We start from the raw sequence: 12,359 nt of genomic DNA, 5'->3' as shown, positions 1-12,359 counted from the left end.
ACTGGTAACCCCTGATCACACTGTGTTGCGCTCAGCAATTACTGGGCGGTTGCACCCCTGAACCAGGTACAGAATGGGACTGAAAAAGGGGACTAGTCAGCGGGACTAGTGGGCGTGGTCGCCGCGGTAATACTCGAACACCAATCCCACCAGGCTCAGCATCAGGAACGCCACGCCAGCCACCACGATCCAGGCGGCGAAGGCGATCCCGAAGGCGATGACCGCAGTCGACGCTGCCAGTGGCAGTGGCCACCAGGAATGTGGGCTGTAGAAGCCGTAGTCAAGGTCCGCATCACTCTGGTCGGCATCCGGCATGTCTTCCGGCCGCGGAAACACCCTGCGCGCGGTGTGCAGGATGAAGAAGGCGACAAGAAAGGCCAGCGCGCCGGTGAACAACAACAAAACAATGCCAGTCGGGTCCTTGGACCACACGCCGTAGATCGCGCACAGCAGCAGATAGAACGCACTGCCATAGGCGAAGAGCTTGCCCTCGATCTTCACGAGGCATCCACCTCGCCCGCGGCAGATCCGGCGGGTGCAGTTGCGGCTGTCACTACTTTGGCGCCCTTGGGCATGTTCTTGGGGGCCAACTCGGGATGGTGGAGGTCGAATGCTGGACGCTCCGAGCGGATGGGCGGCAGCGAATCGAAGTTGTGCCGCGGTGGCGGGCAGCTTGTCGCCCACTCCAGCGATCCACCCCAACCCCACGGGTCATCCACCTCCACCAGAGGTGCGTGCCGCCACGTCTTGTACACGTTGTACAGGAATGGCAGGAAGGAAATGCCGAGGATGATCGCGCCGATCGTCGACACCACGTTCATGGTCTGGAAGTTGTCGCTGGGCAAGTAATCGGCGTAGCGCCGCGGCATCCCCTGCACACCGAGCCAGTGCTGGATGAGGAACGTCGTCTGGAAGCCAACGAAAAGCAACCAGAACTGCAATTTGCCCAGGCGCTCGTCGAGCATGCGCCCGGTGAACTTGGGCCACCAGAAGAAGAAGCCGGCGAACATGAGGAAGGTGACAGTTCCGAAGATCACGTAGTGGAAGTGAGCCACGACGAAGTACGTATCCGAGACCGGGAAGTCCAACGGCGGTGCAGCCAGAATGACGCCTGTGAGGCCGCCGAAGAGGAACGTCACCAGGAAGCCCATGGTCCACAGCATGGGCGTCTCAAACGAGATCGACCCGCGCCACATCGTGCCGATCCAGTTGAAGAACTTCACGCCGGTCGGTACCGCGATCAACATCGTCATGATGGCGAAGAACGGAAGCAGGACGGCGCCAGTCACGTACATGTGGTGGGCCCATACCGCGACGGACAGGCCAGCGATCGCGATTGTGGCGAACACCAAACCCTTGTAGCCGAAGATCGGCTTGCGACTGAAGACCGGAATGATCTCGCTACAGATGCCGAAGAACGGCAACGCCAGAATATAGACCTCCGGGTGACCGAAGAACCAGAACAAGTGCTGCCAGAGGATTGCTCCACCGTTCTCCGGTGCGAAGACAAGAGAACCGAACTTGCGGTCGACCTCCATCACGATCAGCGAGGCGGCCAAGACCGGGAAGGCAACCAGGACCAGCACGCTCGTGAGAAGCACGGTCCAGGTGAAGATTGGCATCCGGAACATGGTCATGCCCGGCGCGCGCATGCAGAAGATCGTGGTCATGAAGTTGACCGCGCCAAGGATCGTGCCGAGACCACCAAGCGTCAGTCCGAGGAACCAGAGGTCGCCACCCGACGACGGCGAATACACAGCCGACGATAGCGGCGCATATGCAGTCCACCCGAAGTCGGCGGCACCACCCGGCGTGAAGATGCTGAAGGCCACAACCAGGGCACCGAACAGGTACAGCCAGTAGGCAAACATGTTCAAACGCGGGAAGGCCACATCCGGTGCGCCAATCTGCAGCGGCATCAAGGCATTCGCGAAACCGGAGAACAGCGGGGTCGCAAAGAGCAACAGCATGATCGTGCCGTGCATGGTGAAGATCTGGTTGTACTGCTCGTTCGAAAGGAATTGAGTCCCCGGTGCCGTCAACTCGGCCCGGAGGAATAGGGCCAGGATCCCACCCACGAAGAAGAAGAACATCGCGGTGATGAAGTAGAGGTTGCCGATCACCTTGTGGTCTGTTGTCGTGACCCACTTGATCACGGTTCGGCCCATGTTGTGCCGGCGCACCTCCTTGGGAGTGGGAGGGGTCGGCTGCGACTCGGTGCGAACCGGCTCGTTAAGTATCGTCACGGCGAGTTCCCTCAGACTTTCTGTGCGTTGGCGTTGGTGCGATCAGTCTTCAATTGTCCAATTTGTCCACGTATGCGCAAGTCATTCACATGAGCGTTGTACTCGTCCAGCGTCACAATCTTGACGTTGAAGAGCATGCGGGAGTGGTCGACTCCGCAAAGTTCTGCGCATTTGCCAGCGAATGTGCCCAATTTGCTGGGCGTGACCTCGAATGTGTTGGTGCGTCCAGGGATGACATCGAGTTTGTAGAGGAACGCCGGCACCCAGAACGAGTGGTTGACGTCCGGCGAAGTCAGGTTGAACTTGACCTTCTGGTTGACGGGCAACCAGAGGGTTGGCAGACCGCCCTCGTCCACGGGAACAGGTCCGTTGTCCTTCTCGTTGGGCGCATAGGCGGGCTGACCAACGTCGTAGACATCGTCGTTGACGTAGTTGAACGTCCAACTCCATCGATACCCAACGACATCGACAGTCGAGACGTTGTCGTTGCTCACCTTGGTGATCGCGCCTTCTTTGGTGGCGGCAAAGTAGAAGATGCCGACAACCAGGATCAGCGGAGCAATGGTCCACAGGGCTTCAATCGGCATGTTGTAGCGGGTCTGCACCGGAACATCTGAACTCTTCCGGCGGCGGTACGCGACAGCGGCCCAGAGCATGAGTCCCCACACGAATATGCCGACCACACCGGCGAGCATCCAACTGCCCTGCCACATGTTGAGGATGCTGGGAGCCTCCTCGGTAGCTGGCTCGGGCATGCCCATGAAGCGATCGTTGGCACAGCCTGACAGCGCGACCGCACCGACAAGTCCCATCGCCAGGATTCCGGCGCGACGGCCAAAATTCCACCCGGGCAAATGCGGATCGCTCGCCCTCTTCTTGGCGACGCCCTGCTCGGCTTCGTGCCCCATCTGGACACGCCGCTTCTGCTTCAGCACCACGTATGCCTCTCGTGTGGTCGTCCCTGCGTTGGATTCTGCTTCGCCGCACACCGTATCGCTGCGACGAATCAGGTTCTCGGCAGGGTTTGAGTCGTCTCGGGCGTGAGAGTAGCGCAGGGAACCATCTGACACGCCGCTAGGGCGAGTACGGTTTCGGTGTGTCACGCAGCTACCTGGACGCAGCCTCCGGCCAACCCCTGCATCCGGCAGCGATTCGAGCGCTCGATGGGTTCGCCAACCGGGACTGGGCGGACCCCCACGCAGGTCATCACGAGGCTCGACTGTCACGGCAACTTCTCGAGGCGGCCAGGCAAACGGTGGCGGCGGTCCTTGAGCTGCCTGCCTCCGCGATCTGGTTCCGCACCGCTGGTGTCGACGCTGCTACCGACGCGATTGCCGGCCTGGGTCAGGCATTGGCCCAGGAGCACCCGGACAAGCAAGTGAGAACTGTCTGCACGGCGGTCGAGCGCGCTGCTGTGCTGGCGGCAGCCGACACCGTTGCCGGAGCGCCGGGGGCTGTCCTGCTGGACGTCGACAGCCGTGGAGTGGTGGACCTGCGGGAACTCGAACAGGCGATCAACGGTTCGCCCGATCCGACCCTGGCATGCATCCAAGCCGGAAATCTTGAGGTCGGCAGCCGGCAACCGTTGGCAGAGGTCTCCAAGCTTTGCCTGGGCGCTCGCGTGCCACTGGCAGTGGACGCGACCGGAGTCCTCGGACACACCGAGATTCCGCCGCAGTGGGATGGGTTGTTCGCAGACGCGGCCAGCTTCGCTGGTCCTCGCGGCATGGCCGTGGTAGCCGTACGGCCTGGCACCCGCTGGTCGCGGCCGCCCGAGGCCGCCGGAGCCAATCTGCCCACGGACGTTGACGACGTGGCAGGCGCGATCGCGACCGCCGCCGCGCTCGACGCGGTCTACCGCACCAGACGAGCGGAATCGGAGCGGCTGACTGACCTCGTCGCGCTGATCCGCGCGCGCGTCCCCCAGATAATTTCCGATGTAGAGGTTCTGGGCGATGCTGACTGGCGGCTGCCCAATACGGTCACGTTCTCTGTTCTCTACGCGGACGGGGAGCAGCTTGCCGCAGAACTTGACCGCTTGGGCTTTGCGGTAGGTAGCGGATCGGCGTGCGCTTCGCGGGCCGGCCTGCCAAGCCACGTGCTTTCCGCGATTGGGGCACTGACCCACGGAAATGTCCGCGTCAGCCTGCCACTTGGCTGTACGTCGGAGCAGGTGGAGGGCTTCCTCGCCGCGCTTCCGGGCGCCGTCGAGTTTGTTCGGCGCGAGGCCGGAGCGCCGCTATGACCGATGCCGCCGACGATGCGGGCAGCGAGCAGTCTGAGCAAACAGCAGTCACACTCGACCAACTGGGACGACTGTGTCCCGCACCGATCATCGAACTCGGACGTTGGGCCAACGCCAGTGCCGTCGGTGCCGAAGCTGAACTCCTTACCGACGATCCGGCCGCCGCCCACGATGTGGCGGCGTGGTGTCGAATGCGCGGTGCGGTCCTGGTGGAGGTGCAGCCGATTGCAGGCATTCCCAACGGCCTTCGCTACCGAGTCAGGATCGACTCCAGCACAGTCAGTTCGGGCAGCAAGTCCAGGTAGTCGTCGCGATCGATTGCCCGGACCCCCAATGATTCCAAGTGAGGCGTGGCCCACTGAACGTCGATCAGGCGGGCGCCCTGGTCGCCCGCCTGATCGAAGCGGTCGCAGAGATGGGCGAGCGCGACTTTGGACGCGTCGCGTTCGCGATGGAACTTGGATTCGGCGCAGAAGAGGCCACCGATCTCGATCCCGAAGAGACCACCGACCAACCGGCGACCTTCCGAGCCAGCCTCGACCGAAGGCGACCAGACCTCGATCGAATGGGCGAAGCCGAGCTCATGCAGCTGGCCATACATTTCGATGAACTCCGCGTCGATCCAGCCGCCGTCGCGGCCGGGATCCGCGCATCCGGCGACCACGCCGGCAAAATCGTCGTCGATGCTGACGCTGTACCGATTCACCGCGCGCTTGAGCGAGCGGCTGCGGTGGAAACCGCCGGGGCGCAGCACCCCTCGTGGGTTGGGCGACCACCAGCCGAGTGCCTCCTCTGGGGCGCCGCTATCGGTGAAGCGCCCCGGTACCTCGACCGGCATCGGAAACAACCCGTTTCGGTACGCGGCGAGCACCGTCCCGGCCGCAAGATCTGCCCCAATGGTCAGCAATTCCTGTTCCGGTGGTTGCTGGCGAGCCGATGGCATCTGCCACCTCGACGCGGGTGGCTCAATGGGGCTCACGTCGGCGCGGCTCAGTTCTGAGTCAAGTGCGCGCGGACCTCGTCTGCGGCTACCGATCCGTAAGAATCGCCTAAACGGTCCAGGAAGGTCGCGGCATCGAGTTCATACTCCTGCGTCCCGGTCGTCTCGATCACGAGTGCTGCGAGCATCGAGCCCACCTGGGCGCAACGCTGCGGTCCGAGTCCCCACGAGACACCAGCCAAATACCCGGCCCGGAAGGCATCGCCGACGCCGGTGGGGTCAACGATGGACGAGATCGGCACGACTGGGACCAGGACAGGTTCGCTGTCTTCAGTCTCGATCTTGGAGCCACGGCCGCCGTGAGTGGTGATCCGCGTACCCACTCGCTCCAGGACCTCCTGACTGCTCCAACCGGTCTTGGATTCGATGAGGGCGGCCTCGTACTCGTTGGTGAATAGATACGCCGCACCCTCGATCAGTGCCTTGATCTGCTCACCGTCCATAGACGAGAGCTGTTGGGAGGGGTCGGCGGCGAACGGCACACCGGAAGCGCGGCACTCCTCGGTGTGGCGCAGCATCGCCTCGGGAGCGTTGGGTGAGACGACGACCAGGTCAATCCCGCCAAGGCGCTCGGCGACGGGGCGCAACTCGATCTCGCGCGCGACCGACATGGCCCCGGGGTAGAACGAGGCGATTTGGTTGCCTGCCGAGTCGGTCGTACAGACGAACCGGGCGGTGTGGTGCAGATCAGATTCGTGTACCGATTGGGTATCTACGCCGTGACGGTCGAGCCACGAGCGATAGTCATCGAAATCCCGACCGACGGCACCGAGCAAGACCGGCTGCAGCCCCAAATTGGCCAGGTTGAAGCAGATATTGGCAGCCACGCCACCCCGGCGAATCTCGAGATCCTCCACCAGGAACGACAGGCTGACGTTCTCGAGTTGCTCGGCTATGAACGCGTCTGCGAACTTGCCGTCATAGGACATGAGGTGATCGGTCGCGATGGATCCGGTGACAACAATGCGCACAGCAACCGCCAATCTTGGTCGAAGCGGGAGAACCGACGGGCGATCAACCTACGACAACTGTGGCCAAGACATTCCGGTACGTGCCGATCAGTGGAAGGAATCTCCACAGGCGCACGAGCCCGTTGCGTTCGGGTTGTCGATGGTGAAGCCCTGCTTTTCGATGGTGTCGACGAAGTCGATCACCGCTCCCCCGAGATACGGCACGGACATCCGGTCGACCACGACGGAAACCCCGCTGAAGTCGATGGTTTCGTCACCATCGAGGGTGCGGTCGTCGAAAAAGAGCTGGTATCGAAGCCCTGAACAGCCACCCGGCTGCACGGCGACGCGCAGCGCGAGGTCGGTGCGACCTTCCTGCTCCAGCAGGGCCTTCACCTTGGTAGAGGCGACGTCAGTCAGGACAACAGCGTCACTGGCGGTGGATTCGGTCGAGGTCTCGGTGCTGGTCGTGTCAGCAGTCATGCTCACAACTCCCTGTCAGTCTGTCGGCGTTTGATCGGCAGTTTCGATCGAGGCTGTCGAAATCTGGAACATCGTGCGGGCTTGTCGGTGGAACACCTCTGCGTGACTCCACATTCCCATCGTGACACACAGAATCCACATCTCTCTAGGGCGACGTTAGTTTGACCACGTTTGAGCGACTCGCCGGGCGGCCAGCGTCAACGAATCGATCGGATCGGCCAGCGATGCCGACACCGATCCCACGATCTGGGCAACCGAGTAGGCGCTATTGACCCCAATTGCGCTGTACTCGCGGCGGCCCACGACCACATCCCCGGCGATGACCACGCACGGACGGGCCTGCTCCAGCGCCGCATTTGCGACTCCGGTGACGACTTTTCCGCGCAGCGATTGCCAGTCGAACAAGCCCTCCCCGGTGACCACAACGTCGGCTCGGGCGACCCGTTCGCGAAACCCCACCGCAGTCATCACCGTGTCGATCCCGGCAACGCGCTGCGCACCGAGGTGGAGCAGGCCGTACGCCAATCCACCGGCAGCACCGGCCCCGAGCGCGAGTGCTGGATCCTTCCCGTCGGACGATCGGCGACCCACCGCGGCTCGCAGGGACTGCATCGCGCCTTCCAGCCGCATGATGTCGTTCTCGTCGGCCCCCTTTTGTGCCGCGAACGCTCGCGCGGCCCCGGTCACGCCCACCAGTGGACTGTCCACGTCAGTGGCAGCGAATAGCTTGACACCGGCACACCGCCGCCGGGCGGGCTCGATGTCGATGCTGGTGATGGCTGCCAGCGAGCCGCCGCCCTGTGTCAACTCCACATCAGCGCGGGCACCGAGCGCGGCGAGCATCCCTGCTCCCCCGTCGTGCGTCCCCGAGCCTCCGAGCCCCACGACGATTCGCTGGGCACCCGAACCAATCGCTGCCTCGATCAACTCCCCTACCCCGAAAGTCGTCGTCACGGTTGGGTCGCGGTCGGAGCCAGCAATGAGGTGCAATCCGCAGGCCTGTGCCGACTCGACGTAGGCGGTGCTTCCTGCCCGCAAGATCGTGGCTGGCACGGGGTCACCGGTCGGGCCGGTCACGACGCAGGCCAGCAATTCGCCACCCAGCGCGGCATGCAGGGTGTCGACGAAGCCGCTGCCGCCATCGGAAAGCGGACACACGTCGAAGTCGTCGTTGGGTGCGTGAGTCCGCCAGCCCAGAACAATCGCGCGGGCGGCCGACACCGCAGTTAGACTCTCCTTGAATTCATCGGGGGCTACAACGATCCGCACCGGTTGACCGTACCCGGTGCGCATGGGAATGGCGGTAGCAGCGCAATGGCAGCTCTTGTGGAACCAGAACCATCGCCGCTGCTGCTGTTACTCGGAGAATCCAGCGACCCGGCCAGCGAGCGCGGGGTGGAATGTCCTGGCTCGTTACCCGCGCCGAGTGACCCTGATTTGGTCGAGCGTGCGCTCGCCGCGAAGGCCGCCCTCGGCGACCGGGTGTTTGTCCTTGGCCACCACTACCAGCGCGACGAGGTAGTCGCCTTCGCCGACGTCACTGGCGACTCCTTCAAGCTCGCCCGCGAAGCGGCGGCTCGACCCGAGGCCGAATACATCGTCTTCTGCGGCGTCCACTTCATGGCCGAGAGTGCCGACATCCTCACGTCCGATCGGCAGCGGGTGATCCTGCCGGATCTCGCGGCTGGCTGCTCAATGGCCGACATGGCCGGAATCGATCAGGTGGAGCAGGCCTGGCGTTCACTTGAGGCCGCTGGTGTCGCCGAATCCACCATTCCCGTGACCTACATGAACTCGTCAGCTGCCATCAAGGCATTCACGGGCCAGCATGGCGGCACGGTCTGCACCTCCAGCAACGCGGCCACCAGCCTCAAGTGGGCATTCGAGCAAGGCGAACGAGTGCTGTTCCTGCCCGATCAGCACCTTGGGCGCAATACCGCCGTGCGCGATCTGGGGCTGAGCCTGGACGACTGCGTCATCTACGACCCACGCAAACCACAAGGCGGGATCAGCGATGCCAACCTCGCCTCGGCCCGCATGTTGCTGTGGCGAGGCCACTGTTCGGTTCATGGTCGCTTCACCGCCGCCAACGTCGACGACGTGCGCGCCAAGATCCCCGGAGTGCAGGTCCTGGTCCATCCGGAATGCCGCTATGAGGTCGTCAGCAAGTCCGATGTCGTCGGATCGACGGAGGGGATCATCAGAACCCTCGATGAGGCCGAGCCCGGTAGTTCCTGGGCGATCGGCACCGAGTTGAACTTGGTCCGGCGACTCGCCGAACAGCACCCGGACAAGCGGGTCGTCTTCCTCGACAAGACGGTCTGCTTCTGCTCGACGATGAATCGCATTGACCTGCCACATTTCGTTTGGGCATTGGAGAATCTGGTGGACGGTCGGATCGTCAATCAGATCGAGGTGGACGATCAGACAGCACATTGGGCCCGGGTCGCACTTGATCGAATGCTTGCGTTACCTGGCTAGTCCTTACCCTTCTGGATTCCACCGCGTACCCTCGGCATGTGTTCTTCAACCGATCAGATGACAAAGACCCCAGTTCAACCGCACTGTCCGACGACCGGCCGAGTGTCGAGAAGTCAGCTGGGTCAGCGCCCAAGGGCCGACCGACACCGACCCGCAAAGAGGCTGAGGCAGCCCGGAAGTCGGGCATCAAAGGTGGGGCCAAGCCCGGTGCCAGTCCGAAGGAGGCTCGCAAGGCCGAGCGTGAGCAGGTTCGCATCCAACGGATGAAGAACCGCGAGGCGCTGATGCGGGGGGACGAGAAGGCGCTGCCAGCCCGCGACCAGGGGCCGGTCAAAAGGTTCGTACGCACGTACGTGGACTCCCGCCGCACCGTGGCCGAGTTCTTCGTGCCGCTGGCGATCGTGGTGCTGCTGCTCGGGTTGAGCCGCAACCAGCGCCTGCAGGTATTCGTCACACTCGTCTGGATGCTCGCCCTGGTCATCGTGATCGTCGACACGGCGATCAACCTGGTGCGCATGAACAACGCGTTGCGCAAGGAGTTCCCGGACAAGGCCGAGCGCAAGGGCGTCAACTTCTACGCGGTCATGCGCATGCTGCAAATCCGTCGCCTGCGGGTCCCCCCGCCGCAATTCAAGGCGGGTGGCCGTCCGGTGACCCCCAAAGCCCCGAAGGCCCCGAAGAAGTAGCAAGCCCGACTGACGAGGAGGAACCCGTATGAAGCATCGGCATCTGGGCAAGAGCGGCCTCATGATCAGCGAGATGGCCTACGGGAACTGGATCACTCACGCGTCCCAGGTTCAGGAAGATGCGGCCGTCGCCTGCGTCCACGCAGCGCTCGACGCGGGCATTACGACCTTCGACACTGCGGATGTGTACGCCGCTACAGCTGCTGAGGAGGTTCTGGGTCGCGCACTCAAGGGCCAACGGCGCGAGGGTCTGGAAATCTTCACGAAGGTCTATTGGCCGACCGGCCCGGGCCGCAATGATCGTGGGCTCTCCCGCAAGCACATCATCGAGTCGTGCGACGGCTCATTGCGCCGCCTGGGTATCGACCACATTGATCTGTACCAGGCACATCGCTACGACTGCGAGACTCCACTGGAAGAGACCCTGCGAGCATTCGACGACTTGGTGCGCAGCGGCAAAGTCCTGTACATCGGAGTGTCGGAATGGCGCGCCGAGGAGATCGCCAACGCGGTCGAGCTAGCTGAGCAACTGGGCTTGGATCAGATCATTTCCAACCAACCCCAGTATTCGATGCTGTGGCGGGTGCCGGAGGCAGAAGTTATTCCGGTCTCCGTCGAACACGGCATCGGCCAGATTGTGTGGTCGCCACTGGCCCAGGGGGTGCTGACCGGCAAGTACCTGCCCGGGCAACCACGCCCGGAAGGCAGCCGCGCGACGTCGACTGAGGGCGGCAACTTCATCGCTGGCTGGCTGCGCGACGAGGTGCTGGAGAAGGTCGTGGAACTCAAGCCGATCGCGGCTGACCTCGACCTGTCCGTAGCTCAGCTATCGCTGGCGTGGGTGCTGCAGAATCCCGCGATCTCGGCAGCGATCATCGGGGCTTCCCGGCCTGAACAGGTCGCTGAGAACGTCAAGGGATCGGGTATCGAACTCGACGCCTCGGTCATGGCGGCAATTGACGAGGTCGTCGCCGAGGTCGCGCTGACGGATCCGTCGATGACCAAGTCCCCGGAGCACCGACCGTGAGTTGGACCTGGACGATGCTCGACGAGTCCAACGCGCCAATTGACACGCCGGAGGCGCTCGCTGGCGATGACCTGGTCTTCCACTCGCAGGCAGACGCCGAGACATGGGTCGGCGAGATCTGGGCCGAACTCCTCGAGGAGGGCGTCCACGCTGTCACGCTGGTCAACGATGGCCGCAAGGTCTACGGCCCGATGAGCCTGCATCCGGCTGATCAGGTCTGACTTGCGATAGCGGGCTAGAGTAGAGCCAGATCGCCGCCCAAAGCGTCGGTCTCGTGTGACAGCCAGGGGAAGCCGGTCCAAATCCGGCGCTGACCCGCAACCGTAGGCCGCCGAGCGGCAAGCCGGAGCACCTGGTCGCTGCGCGTAAGGCTCCCGTCAGTCGAGGTCTACACCGACGGAGTCCGGGTAAGTGCCCCTATCCGGGTGCGTCTCGCGGGTTCCGATTTGGGGCTCGCGAACCCGAAAGGACACCTTGTCCCAGCACAACTCCCAGCGTCGAACGCAGCCAGCCCGGTTCACGCTGTTCGCCTTGCTCGGCCTCTTTGCTGTTGCGGTGGCAGCCCTCACCGTGACGACTCCTGCTTCCGCCGCCAGCAGCGCGCCGTCTTCGAGTGGGTCCCCTGCCAGCGACACGGCCTACACGTTCTGGTCGTATTGGACCGGTGAGGCCAGCGGCGATTGGACCTTTGCTGAGACCGGCGCGCAGTCAATCATCCCTGCTGACGCAACCAGCCAGGGCTGGCGATTCGGGGTCGGTGAAACCCCCACCCTCACGGAGACACCGCGCGCACCGGTCGACTTCGAGGCGACTTGTTCGGGGACTCCGTCGGCCGACGGCAAGAAGCGCGTGGCGGTCGTCGTTGATTCCGGCACCACGGCCGAGGCGCCCTCCGGGCAAGTGCCGGCCGGATTGGTGAGCAAGTGCGCCAGTGTTCCGACCAAGGCCAACGGGCTACAGGTGCTCAGTTCGGTGACCGCCGTTCGCCAGGATGCCAACGGCCTCGTCTGCGGAGTCGGCAACTACCCAACGTCCGGGTGCGGCGAACAAGTCTCGGTTGCCGCCTTGACCGCAGCCCAGGACTCAGCGTCGCCCGAACCCGCCGCTGTCCCGGGCAGGGGCATCACCAACTGGCCGCCGTTTGCTCTCGGCGCGCTAGTGATCGCGATTCTGGCGATCACTGCGGTGCTGCTCTCCCGCCGTCGCCGTGACCGATCCGCCTAACCCGAGAACAACAGACG

General features: G+C 63.5%; 14 protein-coding genes and 1 riboswitch. Of the genes, 7 read left to right on the top strand and 7 right to left on the bottom strand.

Features of this window, described 5'->3' with window-relative positions:
* Positions 1 to 105 precede the first annotated feature (105 nt).
* The 3 genes from KAZ48_02465 to coxB form a co-directional block, all read right to left on the bottom strand.
* A complete protein-coding gene (locus tag KAZ48_02465; GenBank protein MBP7971636.1) occupies positions 106 to 501 on the bottom strand; it encodes a cytochrome c oxidase subunit 4 in 396 nt (131 codons plus the stop codon).
* On the bottom strand, positions 498 to 2,168 hold the full coding sequence (gene ctaD, locus KAZ48_02460) for a cytochrome c oxidase subunit I (GenBank protein ID MBP7971635.1): 1,671 nt from the start codon (positions 2,166 to 2,168) through the stop codon (positions 498 to 500). Before ctaD ends, KAZ48_02465 begins: the two co-directional genes overlap by 4 nt.
* A gap of 89 nt (positions 2,169 to 2,257) precedes the next feature.
* Entirely contained in the window at positions 2,258 to 3,154 is an 897-nt protein-coding gene (gene coxB, locus KAZ48_02455) for a cytochrome c oxidase subunit II (GenBank protein ID MBP7971634.1), read from the bottom strand.
* Between the two features lie 188 nt (positions 3,155 to 3,342).
* Between coxB and KAZ48_02450 the strand changes: the two genes are divergently transcribed.
* Positions 3,343 to 4,491, top strand: coding sequence for an aminotransferase class V-fold PLP-dependent enzyme (locus tag KAZ48_02450; protein MBP7971633.1), 1,149 nt, complete (start codon positions 3,343 to 3,345; stop codon positions 4,489 to 4,491).
* On the top strand, positions 4,488 to 4,796 hold the full coding sequence (locus KAZ48_02445; GenBank protein ID MBP7971632.1) for a sulfurtransferase TusA family protein: 309 nt from the start codon (positions 4,488 to 4,490) through the stop codon (positions 4,794 to 4,796). The genes KAZ48_02450 and KAZ48_02445 overlap by 4 nt, the downstream gene beginning before the upstream one ends.
* Here the strand turns inward: KAZ48_02445 and KAZ48_02440 are convergent.
* From KAZ48_02440 to KAZ48_02425, 4 genes are all read right to left on the bottom strand, one after another.
* Positions 4,742 to 5,434, bottom strand: coding sequence for a leucyl/phenylalanyl-tRNA--protein transferase (locus tag KAZ48_02440; protein MBP7971631.1), 693 nt, complete (start codon positions 5,432 to 5,434; stop codon positions 4,742 to 4,744). The genes KAZ48_02445 and KAZ48_02440 overlap by 55 nt on opposite strands.
* A 47-nt stretch (positions 5,435 to 5,481) precedes the next feature.
* Positions 5,482 to 6,462, bottom strand: coding sequence for a carbohydrate kinase family protein (locus KAZ48_02435; protein MBP7971630.1), 981 nt, complete (start codon positions 6,460 to 6,462; stop codon positions 5,482 to 5,484).
* Positions 6,463 to 6,549: 87 nt separating this feature from the next.
* A complete protein-coding gene (gene erpA, locus KAZ48_02430) occupies positions 6,550 to 6,924 on the bottom strand; it encodes an iron-sulfur cluster insertion protein ErpA (protein MBP7971629.1) in 375 nt (124 codons plus the stop codon).
* Positions 6,925 to 7,080: 156 nt separating this feature from the next.
* On the bottom strand, positions 7,081 to 8,193 hold the full coding sequence (locus KAZ48_02425) for a glycerate kinase (protein MBP7971628.1): 1,113 nt from the start codon (positions 8,191 to 8,193) through the stop codon (positions 7,081 to 7,083).
* A 45-nt stretch (positions 8,194 to 8,238) separates the two neighbouring features.
* Between KAZ48_02425 and nadA the strand changes: the two genes are divergently transcribed.
* From nadA to KAZ48_02400, 5 genes are all read left to right on the top strand, one after another.
* Entirely contained in the window at positions 8,239 to 9,405 is a 1,167-nt protein-coding gene (gene nadA / locus KAZ48_02420) for a quinolinate synthase NadA (GenBank protein MBP7971627.1), read from the top strand.
* Positions 9,406 to 9,443: 38 nt separating this feature from the next.
* Positions 9,444 to 10,091 carry a DUF3043 domain-containing protein gene (locus tag KAZ48_02415; protein MBP7971626.1) on the top strand — a complete coding sequence of 216 codons (648 nt, stop codon included), beginning with the start codon at positions 9,444 to 9,446 and terminating at the stop codon, positions 10,089 to 10,091.
* 28 nt (positions 10,092 to 10,119) lie between these two features.
* The gene (locus KAZ48_02410) at positions 10,120 to 11,118 is read left to right on the top strand and encodes an aldo/keto reductase family protein (protein MBP7971625.1); all 999 of its coding nucleotides are present in this window, start codon (positions 10,120 to 10,122) and stop codon (positions 11,116 to 11,118) included.
* A gap of 14 nt (positions 11,119 to 11,132) precedes the next feature.
* Positions 11,133 to 11,339 carry a hypothetical protein gene (locus tag KAZ48_02405; GenBank protein MBP7971624.1) on the top strand — a complete coding sequence of 69 codons (207 nt, stop codon included), beginning with the start codon at positions 11,133 to 11,135 and terminating at the stop codon, positions 11,337 to 11,339.
* Positions 11,340 to 11,403: 64 nt separating this feature from the next.
* Positions 11,404 to 11,472, top strand: a riboswitch (cobalamin riboswitch).
* 57 nt (positions 11,473 to 11,529) lie between these two features.
* Positions 11,530 to 12,342: a hypothetical protein gene (locus KAZ48_02400; protein ID MBP7971623.1), complete on the top strand. Its 813-nt coding sequence runs from the start codon at positions 11,530 to 11,532 to the stop codon at positions 12,340 to 12,342.
* Positions 12,343 to 12,359 lie beyond the last annotated feature (17 nt).

The sequence above is a fragment of the Candidatus Nanopelagicales bacterium genome (genome assembly GCA_018003655.1).
GTDB lineage: Bacteria > Actinomycetota > Actinomycetes > S36-B12 > UBA10799 > JAGNDY01.
Note: the sequence above shows the minus strand (reverse complement) of the source record. Positions and strands in the feature narration are given on the sequence as shown.